Here is a 20,072-nt window from a genome sequence, read left to right on the forward strand (position 1 = left end):
TGGATTGTCATTTACAGGATTCACTGTGATGTTTACAGTGATGCTGCCTGTTCCGCCTTTGCCATCACTCAACGCCACTGTGAAGCTGTCCGGACCATTATAGTCAGCAGCTGGGGTGTAGGTATATGTACCGTCGCTGTTTACTACTACTGTACCATGGGCAGGATCTGTGCCTTTAGAATACGTCACCACATCGCCATCAACATCGGTTGCAGTTACGTGACTATTCAGTGGCGTATCCTCATTGGTTGTTTCTGTTGTATTTGGTCCTGTCGGATTATCGTTTACAGGATTCACTGTGATGTTTACAGTGATGCTGCCGGTTCCGCCCTTACCATCGCTCAATGCAACTGTGAAGCTATCCGGACCATTATAGTCAGCAGCTGGTGTATAGGTATATGTACCATCGCTGTTTACTACTACTGTACCATGTGCTGGATCGGTACCTTTAGAATAGGTCACCACATCACCATCTACATCGGTTGCACTTACGTGACTGTTCAGCGGGGTATCCTCATTGGTGACTTCCGTTGTATTTGGTCCTGTTGGATTGTCGTTTACAGGGTTCACTGTGATGTTTACAGTGATGCTGCCTGTTCCGCCCTTACCATCACTCAGCGCAACAGTGAAGCTGTCCGGACCATTATAGTCAGCAGCTGGGGTATAGGTATATGTACCGTCACTGTTTACTACTACTGTACCATGTGCTGGATCTGTGCCTTTAGAATAAGTCACCACATCACCATCTACATCTGTTGCAGTTACATGACTGTTCAGCGGGGTATCCTCATTGGTGACTTCTGTTGTATTTGAGCCTGTTGGATTGTCATTCACAGGATTCACTGTGATGTTTACAGTGATAATGCCTGTTCCACCTTTACCATCGCTCAGCGCAACAGTGAAGCTATCCGGACCATTGTAGTTAGCAGCTGGGGTATAGGTATATGTACCGTCGCTGTTTACTACTACTGTACCATGAGCAGGATCAGTGCCTTTAGAATAGGTCACTACATCTCCATCTACATCGGTTGCAGTTACATGACTGTTCAGCGGGGTATCCTCATTGGTGACTTCTGTTGTATTTGAGCCTGTTGGATTGTCATTCACAGGATTCACTGTGATGTTTACAGTGATAATGCCTGTTCCACCTTTACCATCGCTCAGCGCAACAGTGAAGCTATCCGGACCATTGTAGTTAGCAGCTGGGGTATAGGTATATGTACCGTCGCTGTTTACTACTACTGTACCATGAGCAGGATCAGTGCCTTTAGAATAGGTCACTACATCTCCATCTACATCGGTTGCAGTTACGTGACTATTCAGTGGGGTATCCTCATTGGTTGTTTCTGTTGTATTTGGTCCTGTTGGATTGTCATTTACAGGATTCACTGTGATGTTTACAGTGATGCTGCCTGTTCCGCCTTTGCCATCACTCAACGCCACTGTGAAGCTGTCCGGACCATTGTAGTCAGCAGCTGGGGTATAGGTATATGTACCATCGCTGTTTACTACTACTGTACCATGGGCTGGATCTGTGCCTTTTGAATACGTCACCACATCGCCATCAACATCGGTTGCAGTTACGTGACTGTTCAGTGGGGTGTCCTCATTGGTTGTTTCTGTTGTATTTGGTCCTGTTGGATTGTCATTCACAGGATTCACTGTGATGTTTACAGTGATACTACCTGTTCCGCCTTTGCCATCACTCAGGGCAATGGTGAAGCTGTCCGGACCATTGTAGTCAGCAGCTGGTGTATAGGTATATGTACCGTCGCTGTTTACTACTACTGTACCATGGGCTGGATCAGTGCCCTTGCTGTAAGTCATTACATCCCCATCTACATCGGTTGCAGTTACATGACTGTTCAGTGGCGTATCCTCATTTGTTGTTTCTGTTGTATTTGATCCTGATGGATTATCATTCACAGCTGTTACCGTAAAGATAACAGTACCAGTATCACACATACTCGGCGACCCATTATCGCACACGCGGTACTTCAAGCTATCCAAACCATTATAATCCGCGTTAGGCGTATAAGTAAAGCTACCATCTGCATTCAATACAACTGTACCGTTTACTGGCGCAACCAACAATGAAGCGGTCAATGCATCGCCTTCTACATCCGTATCATTAGTCAGTACATTACCTGTCGCAGGTGTATCTTCTGTAACCGTCACGGCATCATTCACTGCTACCGGAGCATCGTTCACAGCTGTCACTGTAAAGATAACCGTACCAGTATCACACATACCCGGCGACCCATTATCACACACGCGGTACTTCAGGCTATCCAAACCATTATAATCCGCGTCAGGCGTATAAGTAAAACTGCCATCCGCATTCAACACGACCGTACCCTTCACCGGTGCAACTATTAACGAAGCCGTCAATGCATCCCCATCTACATCAGTATCATTGGTTAACACATTACCTGTATAAGGTACATCCTCAGCCAATGTATAATTATCATTTACCGCCACCGGTGCATGATTCAATTTCTTTACTGTAATATTCACCGTGATCACCGAAGAACCGCCATGTCCATCACTCACCGTCACAGTAAACTTATCTGTACCCACATAGCCCGCAGCCGGCATATATTGATATGTACCGTCACTATTCACTGTCACCGTTCCATGAGATGGATTGCCGGCCTTCGCAAAAGTCATCGCATCACCATCCAGGTCCGTCGCTGTCACTTTACTATCTAACTCCGTATCCTGATTCACCTCCTCATTTGTATCAGGACCAGTCGGTGCATCATTCACCGCTGTTATTCCCAACGATATCGTACCAGTCGCCGTTTTAATACCTCCCGCGCCTGTATTGCCATTATCAGAGATTACTACCGTAATAGTCTCTGTCGCCGGAGGTGTATGTGAGGCAGCATAAGTCAGGTTGCCTCCTGAGATATAACTATTTATAGCAGACAAAGTTCCTGACAGGGTAACATTGTTAGTACCCGCACCGGTAACCGTAACACCCGCTACTGTAGCCGCATTGAACCACCCCGTAGGCACTGTAAATGTCGCCGACACCGATCCGGTTCCTGCATCCACATCTGCAAAAGATACGTCCTTCAATGAAGCCGGTATATCCTCTGTTACTGCCAAACCTGTTGGCAATGACATAGTAGGTGCATCATTTACCGGTGTGATATTTATCGTCATAGTAGCCGGAGCAGTAGCATAAGACGTTCCATCCGAACCATTCCACTGGAAAGAAGTTGTTCCATTCCAGTTCGCCGTCGGTGTAAATACAATACTAGCCAGATCTGCCGCCACGATCTCCTGCCCTAATGTAATATTCGTTCCATTCAACTTGAAACTACCATTCAATGGCAAACTCACGATCCTGATCTTCGACAACGCTGTGCCATCAGGATCCGTATAAACACTGGTGAAATTTGCCGCAGTAAATGTCAGCGCATTATCTTCCGGTCCTGACACACTATTGTCTGATACCGTCGGCAGATTATTCACTACCGCAGATACTGTAAAGGAATACGAAGCACGATCCGTATTACTATCATTATTCTTAATAGTAACGACCGCCGTATAAGTACCAATCGCATGTGATGCCGGATTAAATGTCACTACAAAATTCAAACCCGACCCACTTGTAATACTGGTTCCTGAAGGCTGTGCCGTTACGCTAAACCCGGCATCTCCACTGATCGCTACCCTGGGTGTACCAGTAAGGGTGATCGTACCGGTTCCAATGTTCTGCACAATAAAAGTCGCATTCACTGCCCCACCCGTAGACGTCAACACACCATAATTAGTACCATCTGTGGTCGATGTGGTCGTTTTATTATCTGCAATGGAAGAACCATTACCCGTTACATTCACTCTCGGTGACGTCAATATATAAATACTGGTCGTAGAAGCCGGACCGGTTTCCTTCCCATCATTCACCTCAACAGTGATCGTACGGGTCGTGGTGTTCGGTGTTCCTTTCGTATTCATATACTGGATCAGCTTCAATGCGTTCGCATATGCCGCGGCACTGGCCACACCTGTCAGACGAATGGTATCTGTATTTGCACCGGTAATGGTAATACCGGAAGGCAACGTACCATTCAGGATCAGGTACTCACTGGCACCATCCTGATCATTCGTCAGTACGATCTTTGCACTGGAAATATTATCTCCATCCGGATCGGACACCGTCACATCATTATCCGCGATATTCGCACCGGTAGCACTACCCGCTGAGAAATAATTAATAAAGTTCCGCTTAGTCGCACCCGAACTGCTATCAAGATCAAGATTTACGACAGGACAATTGTTCACTGCAATTTGTGCAGAGATCAGGTTGTTGTCGTAATAACACTCTTTATATTTACTGTTCTGATTCGCCAGACTTGCCAGTGTGAAAGGCGTACCTACTACATGGCCTACCCCACCAGATACAAATGAGCCATTGTCATTCAGTACCATTGACAGCGGAATATTCACATTGCTAAAACTGCTCAGGTCCAGATTAAACGTAAATGTACGGCACTCTCCCTGTGGGATATCCTGGTTGAACGTACCTGTATATAATAATATAGAAGAAGGATCTGTAGTCGGGTCTCCGGAATAAAATGATACCGGCATACCACCACTACTGTTACCCGAACCGGGATTACATACATTCACAGTAGCCTTTACAATGTTACAGGAACCGCCTTTGGCAAAGCTGATCCCCGATGTTGTACTAAATGCCACATCCGGACGCGATCCGTAATAATCACATGACAACAGGAACTGGTAACTTGGATTCGCCAGACCTGTTTTATTGATCACTGTCAGCTGACTCTTATCGGCAGAGAGGAAGAAGCTGATATCATATACTGCCCCCGTGTTTTTAAAACCAACTGTACCAGAAGCGTTACGCGTACTGGTACTATCTAGTGGAACATTCTTAAACGCATAGTTGTCATCTCTTCGGGTAGTACCACTCAATCCCACCTGCTGGTAAAAGTAACCTGTCACGGTAGCAGCCGTCAGATCAATATAGCCGTACGCTGCCAGGGAGTTTTCATTACTTTCCCTATCTGTATTTACCGCATTACCCGTTTCATTAAAATATATAAAGTTCGTACCGGAAGGAATGGTAAAGGTGCGCTTTGCTCCCCAGGTATAACTACCGTCAAGAATGGCTGCGATATCAGAATCGATGAACTCCGTGCTCATACCCAGTCCTACCCGTGAATAAAACTCGACCACATATGCATCATCAAAATCCCGAGCATAATTTGCATCTCTTTTTATTATCAGGTTGTTGCCAGATACATAAATTTTAGGATTATATAAACCCACCGCTCCATCGGTCGTAAGCTTGCCGGTATAATCACCTGTAATTTTGCCGGAAGACACCATGTCACTTGTAGACGTCACGGCTTTGTTGCTCACCACATAAGTAGATCTTCTTGTAACAGAACCACCATTCGCCAATGTCACAAAACCATTCAGCGTACCCGCTGTCAGGTCAATACCAAAACGCATATTTGCATACCCCTCTTCCGTACCAGATGTTGTATTCAGATCTGTATAGCTGGAGTTCGTACCCTTTGCAGAAATGAACACAATTTCAGCACCCGTAGGAATGGGAATACTCAGATCAGTGTTTGTTGTGGTGGTACCGTGCAACAATGCTCTGATCTGAGGGTCCAGGGGACTTAAAGAGTTATTATAAGGAGAAAGGTATTCCACATAATAAGAGGAATGGATACCGTTTGCATTTTCTGCGATCGTCAGTGTATTGCCTGAGATAGAAAATTTCACGTTATTGAGGTAAGGTAACGCATCCCCTATCTTACTTGCCTGGGGAATGGTATCACCGAGCGCAGCATTCTTCCATCCATATACGTTTGTACCAGAACCGTCAGTATTGGTGTTCTTCGCATAGTTTACATAGCCGGAAGAAGTTCTGTTGCCCACATCAATGATGGCATTGATAGTGATAAAGTCCTCATCTCCCTGATCGTAATCGGAAACACCGGAAGTAATACCTGTTTCGGAGGAAACATATACCGCGATGGACTTGGTACCTGTAGGAATTGTAAATGTAGGCGCCGCGCCACCGGGCGCTCTGTATTTGGTTTCAACCCCCAATACATCGGCCCTTTTACCTCCGCTGGGACTACACGGACTAAAAGGTAACTGGCCCTTTGCCAGAAATGGGAACGCTATTAAGCAGAAACAAATGCTTAACGCTACTTTCATGAAATTTTCTTTCATAGGTATGCGAAAAAGTGCGCGAACGTGAAGCCAGTAAATTTCATAGATTTCAGGTGATGTTGTTGTACCATAGATGTGGTCAGGACATACCTTGGCCCAAAGAAAATACGGGTGATGAAGATGACATCACGAACAATGCGAATTTTTACTGAACAATGCGTTTTTGTGTAAAGCTAACCCGTAATATTTCGTACAGATTACAGGCTTAACAATTACCTAAAGGGCAAATATATAAATATTTGTCGTATATATTTAAAAAATAATTTGGTGCTTGAATTGATTTGCAGGCCGTAAGGTTATTCCTGCCCGGTAGCCACCCATTGTACCGCACTACTGAAGTCTTCCGCAGGAAAGCCTCTGAACGTACCGGGTACAAAAATGCTGAACACATCCGTAAATTTATTCAGCAGATCCGATCCGGACACAATCGCTACCCGGTTCCATTTGGATATTTCCATTACCCCCAGTAATGCATCCTGCAACCATGCACCCATGGTCCAGTTTTTTAACGGGGTCTCTATGATCATCAGGTAGTTCAACTCTCCTGTACGGGCTACCAGCTCCCTTACCACAGGGTCTACTATATTCAAAAAGTTATCCTGCGTTACTTCGCCGGTGGCTCTGAAGCCGACCATATTATTGGGCATGGATGGAAGAATCTCAATCATCAGTTTCTTTTACAGGCACTGGTACAAAAGTCTTGCCTACATTTATTGTATATTTGAATTTTACAACCATGAAGATTATTTCTGTCGCCGAATTCTACGAAGATAAAAATATGCCCCTGCCTGATACAATCAGCAGGGAGATAGGTCATTTCAACGTATTTGATGTAGCGGAGGTTTTAGCCATCCATAAAAGAACAGCCACCATGCCCTACAACAGAAGGGCCTTTTATAAGATCAATCTCATTATCGGCCGCAACCGGGCAGAATATGCTGATAAGGTGATCGATATTGAAAAGAGTGCGCTGATCTTTTCCACGCCTAAGATCCCTTACAACTGGATCCCGCAGGACTCCGCGCAGGCTGGTAATTTCTGCATCTTTACCGAAGAGTTCATGACACCCTCCAAAACAGGGCTCATACTGGAAGATCTACCCATTTTCAAATCAGGCGGCTACCCGGTATTCGAAGTCACAGCAGAAGAAAAAGACGAAATACTGACCATTTTCAAAAAGATGATCAAAGAAATGTCATCCAACTACGCTTATAAATATGACCTGCTCCGTAATTATATCATTGAACTGATTCACTACGGACAGAAGTTACAGCCTACCACAGCCCTTTATCCTACGCATAATGCCGGTTCCAGGGTGTCATCCCTCTTTGTGGAACTGCTGGAAAGACAATTTCCCATTGAATCTACCCGGCAGCAATTACAGTTACGCACTCCTAAAGACTATGCAGACCGACTCGCCATCCATGTGAACCACCTCAACAAAGTACTAAAAGAACAGACCGGCAGAACAACTACTGACCTCATTAGCAGCCGGATTACACAGGAAGCTAAGATCCTCCTCAGGCAAACCAGCTGGACCATCTCGGAAATCGGGTATTGCCTGGGTTTTGAAGAAGTTGCCCATTTCTCCAATTTCTTCAGAAAACAAACCAGCCTGTCCCCCATCGCCTTCAGAGCGTGACAAGCCATTTTCTATCAGTATAAGATTTGAATTTTGCAACCTGCGACAGAATCACGCAGGGAATCTTCCGTGAAAACACTATTTATTTCAACTCAAGTCGTTGACAATCATCAGCAGCATGCTCCCAATGTTTTGTTAAATCCCCCGCCCCTATTTTGGATAGAAAAATTTCGGCTAATTTTACCGGATCACCATCACCATATTTTTATGAAACCTATACTGTTGATTCCATTTGCGCTTTTCGCCTTAAGCGCATGTAGCAAGAACAATGATACTGATACAAACACAGGATCCAACAAAGACAGTGCAGCTGTCGATACTGCTACCAGCGATTACAAACAAGCTATGCGTAACTTTGTCATTGGCATCAGTAAATATGCAAAAGCCGCCCATGCAGGATTTATTGTAGTACCACAAAACGGCATTGAGCTGGTGACGAAAAACGGCGAGAGCACCGGCACTCCGGATACCGCCTACCTGAACGCGATTGATGCCAACGGCCAGGAAGACCTTTATTATGGATATGATGACGATGATGTAGCTACACCTACTTCAACCATCAACTACCTGAATCCACTCCTGAAGATCTCAAAAAATGCAGGTAATACCATCCTCGTTACAGACTATTGCGCTACACATTCCAGGATGACGGATTCTTATACAAAGAATCATGCACAGGGATATATCAGCTTTGCCGCCGATTCCCGCGGACTGGACGATATTCCTGCTTTCCCGTCTCCCATTTACGCGGAGAATACCACCGCTGTCACCAGCATGGACCAGGTTAAGAATTTCCTCTACCTCATAGATCCCGCCGGTAAGTTTAGTTCTAAAACCGCTTTTATCAATGCGGTAAAAGCAACGAACTATGACCTGCTGATCACCGATCTGTATTTTGATAAAACTGCCTTTACCGCTGCGGAACTTGCGGCACTTAAAATGAAAGCCAATGGAGGTACCAGGCTTGTCATATCTTACATGTCTATCGGTGAAGCAGAAGACTACAGGTATTATTGGCAAACAAAATGGACCAGTACCAAACCAGCCTGGTTAGACGCCGTAAATCCCGACTGGCCGGGAAATTATAAAGTGAAGTACTGGTATAGCGACTGGCAGAAGATCATCTATGGCAATGATAGTTCTTATACCCAAAAGATATTGGATGCCGGATTTGATGGGGTATATCTCGACATTATCGATGCGTTTGAATACTACGAAAAGTAACTCGCACGCCTGAATTCCTGAGAAGACTTCAGGCATACAAAAAATAAGAGACCGCTTACGACAAAGCTGGTCTCTTATTTTTTTTTCTTCTTTGCTGATTTTGCCAATGGATGATAAGCCAGTGCCAATTGGATCCAGTAATCGAAGTCTGCCTTCGTTCTCATCCCCGTCTCATCAACCAGCACGTACCCTTTCATAGGACGGCCCAATTCCATTGGCCGGCATCCATTCCGTTCCAACACTTCATCCTGTTGAGCAGGATCTATACGCACCATCATATCACCCTTGTAAACACCCACCAGGATTTTATCATTATACAGGAAGGCTAACCCACCCATCATACGGATTTCCTTCAGATTGGAGAGATCTTCCAGCCGTTCGCGAATACGGTTTGCAAGTAATTCATTATCCATGCATGGAAGGTAACTATTTTCCCGGCGGCAACCATACCACCTGCTGTGAAGAGATATGCGCAGCACCAATAATCTCCCTGTATAATTCAGGCCTTCTGGCTGCTATGTAACGGTGTCCGCCAGCCTGTACTAACTTCTCCCTGGTCAGCACAGCAGTCGCCATATCATTGCCAAGCGCCCTGCATTCCGCAATAACATCTCCAAAGGGATCGATGATCATAGCACATCCATTCCTGAGCTGATCATCATCCATCCCTATAGGGTTTGCAAATACACAATATATACCATTGTCATAGGCCCTGGCGGGCAACCATTTCATGAGCCATTTCCGCCCCTTTAAGCCATCGAATTCTATCCGGAGACTGGTAGGATCAACCACCCTGTTTGCCCACAATTCCGGGTTTATAAAACCTGCTCCCGGGCGTGTGGATGGTGTACCCATTGTAACATGCGGCATCAATATAATTTCTGCCCCCAACAGGCGGGTCGCTCTTACATTTTCAATGATATTATTGTCGTAACAGATCAGTATACCAACCTTCCAGCCGTACAGATCGAATACACAGTATTCATTGCCGGGTGTGAGGTGCGGATTAATAAAGGGATGTAGTTTCCTGAACTTTGCCAGCAGCCCGGTTTTATCTACGCACACATATGCTTTATAGATACGATCGTTCTCTCTTTCAAATAATCCGGCCGCTATAGCAATATTATATTTCCCCGCTATCTCTGTCAGTGCCCTGACGGACGTTCCTGAAGGAATCGGCTCTGCCAGCTCCCAGAGCTGCTCCCTGGATAAATGGCGGGCAAATGTATAGCCGGTAACTGCGCACTCATGAAATACGATGAGATCCGACCCCGCTGCAGCAGCGTGTTGCTCAATCACAGAGAGGTTATAGCTTTTATCTCCGCTGCGATGTTCGAATTGTACGGTAGTGACTTTCATGGGACGAAGGTACCCGGAGAGCAGAACATTAAATTGTACAATTCCGACTTAGAAAATTGCTGGCCAGTGGAAAATTATGATGCAGATAATGTCGGGGCGTGAGGCCGGTGAGTTTCTTAAAATCCTTGATGGCATGCGACTGATCACAATATCCATTTTCAAATACAACCGGGGTGATCTTTTCTTCCTTCTTCAGCGATTTCAGAAAAGTATGCGTTCTTACAATCTTGCAGTACCTGGTAGGACTGATCCCCACACTGGCTTTAAACCGCCGCTCCAGCTGCCGTTCCTGATAACCGGTGAAATGCTGCAACTGTACCATAGACAACTGCCCTCTCTGCTGATCGATATAGTCAATAGTGGCCTGTGTAAGGGAACAGGTATGCTGTTGCAGGGAGGTAAAGAATGCATCGACCGTTTCCCTTGTAGGCGGTTGCTTAAAAATGAGCGACAGGTCTACAAACTGATCGTTCAGCTCTGTAGCTGGAATCCCTGTCAACGCGTGCAGTCCATATGGCCGGAATACCACGATCAACAGGGAACCGGAATAATACAGATCTTTGTACCGGGTGATCTGCCCGTAAGCAAATGCAGCAGGTAAATATTCCTGGTCCAGGATGATCTCTCCGTTGCAAAATACAATACCCGGATTACCGTCAGAAAAGAAACGAATAGGCGTGCGCACAGCATTCTCTATAAAAAGATAATGCCGGATAAATGGGCGGAGCGATATGGAAGGCAACACCTGCATACTGTAAATATAACAAAAAGAGACTACCTGTGCCAGGTAGCCTCTTTCGGCGTTACTTACTCCACTCTGCCACAGTCAGCACCTCAGCCTGTCTTGGAAAGATCTTTGCCGTCAGGAATTCATGCACCTCTTCTTCCCGGTCAGCACAGGCATCGGCCAACACAGAAATCTCGAAATCTTTATCTGCCGCTTCCCTTAGGGTAGACAATACAACTCCGCCGGTCGCAATGCCTGTCAATACCAGATGTTGAATGTTAAAGGCCCGCAGCACAACCTCCAGATCACTACCGGTAAATGCACTTACACGACGTTTTACCACCACGACTTCATTCTCCAGTGGTTCCACATCGGGATGTATTTTCATAAAATCAGCGGGAGCGATGTTCCCGAACATCTGTTTTGCTGCACTAAAGCCCTTGTTCCTGTCACTGATCTCTGGCGCACCAGGTCTGAAACCTACTACTACATATATGACCGGAATGCCTTTACTCCGTGCGCTGGCGATCGCCTTTGCTACATTGGCAGTTACCGCAGCACCCATACCTAATGTGCTGAGCATGGCAGACTGCATGTCCATTACTAATAAAGCAGTGTTACTCATTTCTTAAATTTGAGATAGTTTGAAAATATGAATGCAATGACAAGCGCAATGCCTCCCTGTATCAACATGGTCAGCGGCGCTGATATCTTTTGTGAAACGGTGCCCGCCAATAAACTTCCTAACGGCAGCATACCAAAATATGCCATCGCCACATAGCTCATGACCCTACCCCGCATATGGGCGGCAGCCTCTACCTGTATAATCGTGATACTGGCCGTCATCGGCACGAGCGATGCCAACCCGATAATCACGGCAAATGGCATACCTGCATAAAAAGAAGTGCAGCGGGAAAAACCGATTAATCCAATCCCCAATATCACAATGCTCACCAGCAATATGGCCGCCAGTTGCTCCCCTTTCTTCAACGACGCCAGGAATAAACTTCCGGCAATAGAACCAGCTCCTACTGCACTGGCGATATATCCAAAAGTGCGGGCATTACCCGAAAAGATCACTTTTGCAAATACAGGCATCAATGTATCGTAAGGCAGGACCCAAAAAGCCATACACAGGATCAGGATAATAATGACCCCGATGCGAGGAGTCTGCCGGAGATACGCAAACCCTTCTGACAATTCCGTCAGCGCATCCTTTTTGTGCAAAGGCACGACAAATGGCGGTAAATGCATCAGTAGCAAAGAACCTATCACCGCCAGAAAACTGAAAGCATTCACCGCAAAACAGGTATGTGCACCATATGCCTGCAATACAATTCCCGACAATGCCGGCCCTATTAACCGCGCAATATTTACCATGGCCGAATTCAGGGCCAGTGCATTGGTGATATCTTCCTTATTATTGACCAGCTCATGTACCATCGGTTGCCTGGCAGGCGTATCAAATGCATTCACAATGCCAAGTACGACACTCAATGCCAGGATCTGCCATACCTGGTAATGGCCGCTGAAAGTGAGTATTGCCAGCAAAGCTGACTGAATCAATGAAGCCGTCTGCGTGATGAGCAAAATTTTCCGGCGACTGTACCTATCCGATGCAATGCCTCCCACCAATGAAAACAAAAACGAGGGAAACTGCTGCATAAACACCGCCAGCCCCAACATGTAAGCGGAGTGGGTCATCGCATACACTACCCAGCTCACAGCGGTCCTTTGCATCCAGGTACCAATCTGAGAGATCGACTGACCATAAAAAAACAAAGCATAATTCCTATTGCGAAATGCCCTGAACGCGTTGCCTTTTCCAGCCTGTAACATACGTAAAAAACATTGACCTTTCGACACAATTCGGCAAAGTGTCGAAAATAAGAGAAAAAAAAAGCTAGCCTTTCAGGGCCAGCATTGTCATACGTACCAGCATATCGATAGCTGGTTCCATACGTGCATAACTATTATCTAAAGAGAATTCACGCCTGATGCCGCGTAAACTACTTGTAAATACAAAAATGACTGTTTCCTTCTCCACGGAGTCATAGGCTGCAAGAATGCGGTTCAGTAAGGTCGCCTCATCTTTCCGGATCTTCTTCTGAATGACCCGCTTGCGTTGCGTGTAAACCGAAATCTCATCTGCATTCATCCCTGTTTCCAATGCATCAAAGAAGGAACCCCGCTTACGACCGATCTTTATTTTGGTAACGCCATAGGCACGTAACTTGCCCTCCACTGTCTGCTCCCTGTCGACCACCCGGGTGATCTCACCTATGATCTCATCTACCTGCGCGCTCATCACGGCATCAAACACCTCATCCTTGTTCTTATAATAATAATACAACGAGCTCCTCCCCTTGCCAATGGCCTTCGCTACATCATCCATGGTTACCTTCTGATAACCATGTTTTTGAAATAGCTGCAGGGCCGCCTGCAGAATCTGTTGTTGTATTATATCTTCCGGCATATGATACAAAGGTAATGTTATTTTCGACATTTAGACAATAAATGTCCAAAATAACATTTAGTCACCAACTGTCATAAGACTGAATTACTCTTCTTTTCCTTCCTGTAAATCCATGTCTTTGTTCTTTCCTAACCTCACAACGGGATTATGCTGTGTACCTGTCACATTGAATGGTATCCCCCAGATCCCCAGCGGCGGCAATCCTACACGCCCCTTCAGGTTCAAACGCCCATCAAAGCTCACCTGCCCTTCAAAGCGCGGGCGCATGCCTGCTATACGCAGCTTTGTCCGCTCAATCGTAATAATATTGTTAGCAATTGAACTACGGATGTTAACTTCAGAAAGTCCGGGATCTTTCAAATCCTCCCGGCCCGTCTTACTACCGACTGTATTCAACAACTTAAACCCTTTCAGCTTAATCTTTTTCAATGTCAGCACGCCTTCACCTGTCAGGGAAGGATACGATACCTTCATATTTTCATCCAGGCGTCCATTGACGTGATACGCTAATCCGACCACCCCACTGGCTGACGACGCAGATGTAGCCATATCGTGGAACAGCTTAATTTCCTTATATGCCCGCCTGATATCAAACTCCTTCGCATTGATCCTGAAATCGAATTGTGCGCGTTTGGGACTCAGGCTTGTATACTGTGCATCCATGACCACCGCGGCATCTATTATATTGAAACCGGTATTGCTCATAGTCAGCGTACCATTTGCTATCGCCAATGTTCCATGAAAACGATGCAGGTCTATGCTACTATAATTCACCCGGTCAGCTGCCGCATTAACCGTCAACGCTACATTGCCGGGAATGACTACCACACCGGGCATTCCCGCCCCTGCATCAGCCGGATCATTATTACCCGTGTAAGCAGCTAACTCATCCACCTGTATATAATGACTCTTCAGATCCATTTGCCCCTGTAAGGGCTGGTCTTTCTGTGTCATATACCCGATCAGGTTATATAGATACCCATCGAGGTGCATATCTGACTTCCCATAGTGTACGTCGAACCTATCAAACCACATTTTATCATCTGCGAAACGAAAAACACCATCATTGATGTGAAATGGCAACGGGAAGATGTTTGCCCTTACGGTCACATCTTTCACCGTAAGACTCCCCTTATTATTCAGTTTCGCGTACTGGCCGGCCATCGCATCACTTTGCTTACCGTGCAGGGACAGATCTGCTTTGATCATCCCATTTACATCATACCCCTCCTTACCCAGTACTTTGTAGATCTTACCCAGATCGATCGAACCGTTCGCGGTGATATCATAATGCGGATCATTAAAATTATCTACAGCTGCCTTGAGGTTAAAAGTCTGTCCCTCAAATTCAAAAGCTACTGGTTTGATATCAAACTTCAACGCATTGAAATTACCGGCGGTGTCAGTCAGCATCGCATCTATATTGATTTTCCCGATCGGGTTGGGATAGTACTTCGTCCTGATCGCACCATTGTTCATTTTTAGTGAGGCAATAGTAACAGGAAACAACTTCTGTGCAGGTAGCCAGGTGCCTTTACTGCTGATATTTATGTTCAAATCTCCATGCAGGTCGACCCCATCAAGCGGATAGAATTTTTTCAATTCCTCCAGGTGCAGCAATCCTGCCAGGTTCGCATCAATATTTGGGGAGTAAGCATTATTCACCTGTACATTTCCCCGGATGTAATTATTTAATGCCTGCGCATGAATGCGGCTTATGTCGAGGTGTACATTGGTATAGCTGTTATCCCGGCTGTATGCCTCTACTACAAATCCAATGTTTTTCACCGGCTCCGGCACATCTTCGAATTGCAATGCACCATCACTGAAAGTAGACTTAAAATCAAAAGTAGGTACACTTACATTGGGTACATATCGGCCATCTGCTTTGAGTGTTGCCACAAGATGCCCTTTCAGTTTAAATTTATCATAGCCAATCGCTTTCGTCCATTGCTCCAGATCAATATCAGCATCCATCCGGGCTTTTACAAGTGGCTTTGTCAGACTGGTGATATCAAGATCTGCAAGCAGATGACCTTGCCCCAGCTGAAATGATAACGAGTCTAAACTAATATTAAGTCGATCGGGATTTAGCTGTGGTACGCGGGTAATGAAGTCCAGCCTTAATTTCTCAATCTTGCTGGAAGCGCCGGAACTGGCAATCTCTCCATCTCTAACCTTGATCTTAAAAGTAAAATCAGGCATCCTGTTCGCCTTTGCCATGTACTTTCCTTTCAGCGAAGCAGAGAGCTCTGCATCTCCATCAATATCGGTATGCTCCATCCAGGAGAGATACCTGGCCGGCAATGCACTGAACAGGGCTGCAAGTGTAGATGCCCCGGACCCCAGCTGAAAGTCCATCTCATACCCGTTCCGAAGGAAACTGAAAGACCCCTGGAACTGTACGGGCAACTGGTTAATTTTCAGATCATTCTTTTCAAATACAAGGTCGAGCGACTTTGTATTAATTCTTGTGATCAGGTTACCTTTCAGTTTCTTGGACTGTATATAAGGCACTCCTCCATACGAGAGATCAAATGAATTAATGCCTATGTCGGAATAAAGATCGAACTTATTGGAGGTAAGGTCACCTTTTCCTACATAGTTCACATCGTTTGCCTTAATATTCAATGCCAGCGAACGGTCGTTGTAAATGATCCGGCAATGTTCCAGCTGGATGCGGTCTATATGTAGAGCAGCGCCACTGGTATCGTCCTTCGTGTTTTTGGAAGGCGCTGTAGATTGATAGATATTGTAGTTAGGCCGGCCATCTGTATCTACCTGTACATGTACATTTCCCTTTGTCAGATAGATCTCATTGATCCTGATGGTTTTCGAAAATACGGTAGACAAGTCTACACCTAATGACACTTCGGAAGCAACCATGAGTGTATCCTGTTCAAAAGGTGTAGATCCCTTCAGACTAAAGTCATAAAGGGTAAGTGTTAAAGACGGGAAATGATTAAAGAAGGATAATCTGGCCTTTGAGAAATTCAGTTCACTGGTGATGCTATTGTTGGCCCAGGTCTTGATCTTGTTTGAAACAGCCTTTGGGAAAAGCAAAGGCAGGATGAATAGTAGCACGATTACCCCACCGAAAGACAAAGAAATTACTTTCAATGCTGTCAAGGAGAACTTCTTGAATCTGGCACTTAGCATAAAAGGTATAGGAGCGTTAAATTAGGTTTTCGCTTGCGGGCGCAAAGATAGAGATTCCTGCACCTGTTTTTCAAATAATTTTAACACTCCCTGTTTTCAGGTAAAAATTTCCTGAAATGCTTTCAGATTAGGTGTGGCGGCACTTTTATCGAGTACTGCAAAAACGACTGATTTAAAGCATCTACTGTACTTTCCATCCCCCAATAAATAAGATCCGAAGTATCGTGCAATATCTTTAGGATCGTTTCGGAATACCCCACACCCCCAGGCACCAAGTAAGAGATGCCGGATGTTATGTTGGACGAAAACACCTAATACCCTGTCCATTCTTCGTAACATCACCTCCCCGGCCTGTGCTTTTTCGTGTGGTCGATTATTCATGATGGCACCTATGTTCACTGCCGGGCTGGTGATGAACGAGACAGGATAGGGATCTGGCAGCAGTTCGCCATTGTCGTTGCGAAACACGGCGACATCCGGACTCCAGATCATATGATCCGAATAAAGTAGTGTAGGTCTGGCCCGGTTATACTCATACATCTCAAAATGTTTTGAGAGTGAGGCATATAGGGCTGATGACATGGCCAGGCTTTCCTCCTGTGCGACGGCACCACCAAGAAAGCCGCCTCCGGGGTTCTTCGCAGAGGCAAAATTGAGGCAACCGATCTTTTTGTTTTGACGGATCATGGTGGTGGCTGCATCCAACACCGTCGTGTTTACTACTTCGAATGAAGTTACTTCATTCGCCAAAGCAGCTTTTTCGGCTACCGCCGGCATAAAGGAGCTGAAGTCGTCAGGGGTATACAATTTGCTTTCTTCGAGCATAGTGGCAATGGAAGACTTGATATTGACCACCTCATCTTTCACACGATAATAACCCTGTTCAATGATCTGCAGGGTCTCCTGGGCCTTTTCTGCCCGTGTTGTTTTCTTCATTATGTAATGGATTTCTTTTTTAGCCATGCCCGCACGGGTTCGTCATATAGCTTAAGACAGGCATAGCCCACAAGAACGGAAACAACAAATGTGAGCAGTCCGTAGCCAATAGCTAATGACGGAGATGCCTGCCTGTTGTCGTAGACCCATCCTGTGTAAATGTAAATAAATGGATAATGGGTGATATAAATCGGGTAAGAGATGTCTCCCAGGAATTTGCATATTTTATATTCTTTTGTACTGTGGGTTTGCCCACCGGCACCAAGGTAAACCACGAGGGGGAATATAAAGATAATAGCCAGTGCTTCGTATAAACCATTCGCCCACAAATGCGCAGCACCGCCAATTCTTGGCATAAACAGGATCACCGCCAGTAACAGACTTGACCAAAGGAATGCATTTTTTATGTGGACAGGTTTGGTAACCCTTGCGAGCAACAGACCTCCGAAAAAAGGGAACATCATTCTGATAAAACCAATTTTGATCTGCTCCGGCGTGAGTGACCAGCCACCGATAATATCACCTGACTGACTGGTAACGGTATAGTGCATCAACGCGGCGCCAGAAAGAATAACCAATGCTGTTAACAGCCCTTTCGAAAATTTCCGGACACCTACAGCATATAAGATATTGGCAATGTACTCATAGAATAAAGACCAGCCCGGGCCATCCAGCGGATGCAGTTCCTGCCAGCCCCTGATATCCATTGACACGGGAACAGGCAGCAAGGTAAATCCTATAAGCATGGTTAACAGCAGTTTCCATACAGGTACTGTATGGATCTGCGGAAACAGGGCCGGTGAATCGCTGAAATAAAAACAGGCCGCACCGATCATCATTCCCATGATCACCATAGGTTGCAGTCTTTCGAGCCGACGGCGGAAGAAATTGCCAATGGTCATTTTATGCCAGCGGTCGTCATAAGCATATGAGATCACATATCCCGAAAGCAGGAAGAAGAAGTCAACAGCCAGGTATCCATGATTAATGATCTGGTTCAGATGACTCGTAGCATGGGCTTCAAAAATGTGAAAGGTAACTACGATCAGGGCAGCTACACCTCTTAGGCCATCAAGGATCTGATAGTGTGGTTTGGACGGGAGTACATTTGCATTCATAACGGATTCAGATAAAAGTCTGGTAAGGTAATAATTTTGGGATAAAAACAAAGGGCATACAAATCATTTATTCTGCAAATTTATAACTTGTATTTTTAATTCCGGATGCCTATTTTCGGCAGCTATGAACGGGAATCTACTTAAATCCAGGCAGCATTATGAAATACTGGACGGTCTGAGAGGTGTGGCAGCTATTGCCGTTGTAACCTTTCACTTTATGGAGATCATCATTGCAGATTATAGCAGGAACTTTATCGGGCATGGGTTCCTGGCAGTAGATTTCTTTTTCTGTCTCAGCGGTTTCGTGATGGCCTATGCCTATGATAATCGTATAGCGGACATGGGCCTGCAAGCATTCTTTACCTCCAGGATTATACGTTTACATCCATTGGTGATACTAGGTACCGTATTGGGCCTGCTGGCATTTCTCTTTGATCCGTTTATGGCCCTGCCCGCTGCATATGATGGCTGGAAGCTGACACTGCTTTTTGTGAGTTCAATACTAATGATCCCTTATCCTGTAGTGGCAGAGCGGTATTTTAACCTGTTCAACCTGAATGCGCCCTCCTGGTCTTTGTTTTGGGAGTATATAGCGAATATCCTATATGGGGTAGTGTTATGGAAACTAAGCAGGCGCTTATTGGCAGCCTTGCTCATACCGGCGGCGGCAGGTATAATTTATGTGAGTTTCAAAGCAGGTAACCTGATGGGTGGCTGGAGTGGCCCAACTTTCTGGCAGGGCGGTGCCAGAATCGCATATAGTTTTCTGGCTGGCATGATCGTATTCCGGTATAACATGATCATCCGCAATAAGCTAGGCTTTTCAGGGCTATCTGTGTTGCTATTGGCAGCATTGATGATGCCGCATTTTACATATAACTGGCTTGCAGAAGCGCTGGTAGTGTTGGTATATTTCCCATTCCTGATAGCATTAGGTGCCGGTGCGGGCATGCATTCAACAACGAAAGCCTTCTGCAACTTTGCGGGAAAGATCTCCTATCCTTTGTATATGACACATTACGTGGTCATGTTTGCATTCGCCAACTATCTTAGTAAATATAAGCCGGACAATACCCATATAACATGGATTGTGGTCATTGGACTGCTCTTGCTTATTACATTTGCCTGGCTGGTAATGGCATTGTATGATATACCCGTAAGGAAATACCTGACCAAACTACGAAAGGATTTCTAGTTAGGTAT

14 protein-coding genes are annotated in these 20,072 nt (G+C 45.5%); 3 read left to right on the forward strand and 11 right to left on the reverse strand.

Annotated features, from left to right (window positions below; genetic code table 11):
• A partial coding sequence (locus ABDW33_RS27155; protein ID WP_343693251.1) for an Ig-like domain-containing protein occupies window positions 1-6,213 on the reverse strand: 6,213 nt, incomplete at its 3' end.
• Between the two features lie 311 nt (window positions 6,214-6,524).
• Entirely contained in the window at window positions 6,525-6,896 is a 372-nt protein-coding gene (locus tag ABDW33_RS27160; RefSeq protein WP_343693252.1) for an STAS/SEC14 domain-containing protein, read from the reverse strand.
• A gap of 68 nt (window positions 6,897-6,964) precedes the next feature.
• On the opposite strand from ABDW33_RS27160, the gene ABDW33_RS27165 reads away from it, so the two are divergent.
• Both ABDW33_RS27165 and ABDW33_RS27170 read left to right on the forward strand, forming a co-directional pair.
• Window positions 6,965-7,870 (forward strand): helix-turn-helix transcriptional regulator, encoded by a 906-nt coding sequence (locus ABDW33_RS27165; protein WP_343693253.1) that lies wholly within the window; start codon window positions 6,965-6,967, stop codon window positions 7,868-7,870.
• Between the two features lie 207 nt (window positions 7,871-8,077).
• The gene (locus ABDW33_RS27170; protein ID WP_343693254.1) at window positions 8,078-9,094 is read left to right on the forward strand and encodes an endo alpha-1,4 polygalactosaminidase; all 1,017 of its coding nucleotides are present in this window, start codon (window positions 8,078-8,080) and stop codon (window positions 9,092-9,094) included.
• Window positions 9,095-9,168: 74 nt separating this feature from the next.
• Here ABDW33_RS27170 and ABDW33_RS27175 read toward each other — a convergent pair whose 3' ends face one another.
• The 9 genes from ABDW33_RS27175 to ABDW33_RS27215 form a co-directional block, all read right to left on the reverse strand.
• Complete coding sequence (locus ABDW33_RS27175) at window positions 9,169-9,507, reverse strand: TfoX/Sxy family protein (protein WP_343693255.1); 339 nt, start codon at window positions 9,505-9,507, stop codon at window positions 9,169-9,171.
• A gap of 13 nt (window positions 9,508-9,520) precedes the next feature.
• Window positions 9,521-10,453, reverse strand: coding sequence for a nitrilase family protein (locus ABDW33_RS27180; RefSeq protein WP_343693256.1), 933 nt, complete (start codon window positions 10,451-10,453; stop codon window positions 9,521-9,523).
• Window positions 10,454-10,481: 28 nt separating this feature from the next.
• A complete protein-coding gene (locus ABDW33_RS27185; RefSeq protein ID WP_343693257.1) occupies window positions 10,482-11,204 on the reverse strand; it encodes an AraC family transcriptional regulator in 723 nt (240 codons plus the stop codon).
• Window positions 11,205-11,256: 52 nt separating this feature from the next.
• Window positions 11,257-11,805 (reverse strand): isochorismatase family cysteine hydrolase, encoded by a 549-nt coding sequence (locus ABDW33_RS27190; RefSeq protein ID WP_343693258.1) that lies wholly within the window; start codon window positions 11,803-11,805, stop codon window positions 11,257-11,259.
• On the reverse strand, window positions 11,802-13,019 hold the full coding sequence (locus ABDW33_RS27195; RefSeq protein ID WP_343693259.1) for an MFS transporter: 1,218 nt from the start codon (window positions 13,017-13,019) through the stop codon (window positions 11,802-11,804). The genes ABDW33_RS27190 and ABDW33_RS27195 overlap by 4 nt, the downstream gene beginning before the upstream one ends.
• A 64-nt stretch (window positions 13,020-13,083) precedes the next feature.
• Window positions 13,084-13,656, reverse strand: coding sequence for a TetR/AcrR family transcriptional regulator (locus ABDW33_RS27200; RefSeq protein WP_343693260.1), 573 nt, complete (start codon window positions 13,654-13,656; stop codon window positions 13,084-13,086).
• An 84-nt stretch (window positions 13,657-13,740) separates the two neighbouring features.
• The gene (locus ABDW33_RS27205; protein WP_343693261.1) at window positions 13,741-16,815 is read right to left on the reverse strand and encodes an AsmA-like C-terminal region-containing protein; all 3,075 of its coding nucleotides are present in this window, start codon (window positions 16,813-16,815) and stop codon (window positions 13,741-13,743) included.
• A gap of 96 nt (window positions 16,816-16,911) precedes the next feature.
• On the reverse strand, window positions 16,912-17,751 hold the full coding sequence (locus ABDW33_RS27210; RefSeq protein WP_343693262.1) for a TIGR02452 family protein: 840 nt from the start codon (window positions 17,749-17,751) through the stop codon (window positions 16,912-16,914).
• The gene (locus tag ABDW33_RS27215; protein WP_343693263.1) at window positions 17,751-18,869 is read right to left on the reverse strand and encodes an acyltransferase; all 1,119 of its coding nucleotides are present in this window, start codon (window positions 18,867-18,869) and stop codon (window positions 17,751-17,753) included. Before ABDW33_RS27215 ends, ABDW33_RS27210 begins: the two co-directional genes overlap by 1 nt.
• 124 nt (window positions 18,870-18,993) lie before the next feature.
• Between ABDW33_RS27215 and ABDW33_RS27220 the strand changes: the two genes are divergently transcribed.
• Window positions 18,994-20,064 (forward strand): acyltransferase, encoded by a 1,071-nt coding sequence (locus ABDW33_RS27220; protein WP_343693264.1) that lies wholly within the window; start codon window positions 18,994-18,996, stop codon window positions 20,062-20,064.
• The last annotated feature ends 8 nt before the right edge of the window (window positions 20,065-20,072 follow it).

This window comes from Chitinophaga sp., assembly GCF_039596155.1.
GTDB lineage: Bacteria > Bacteroidota > Bacteroidia > Chitinophagales > Chitinophagaceae > Chitinophaga.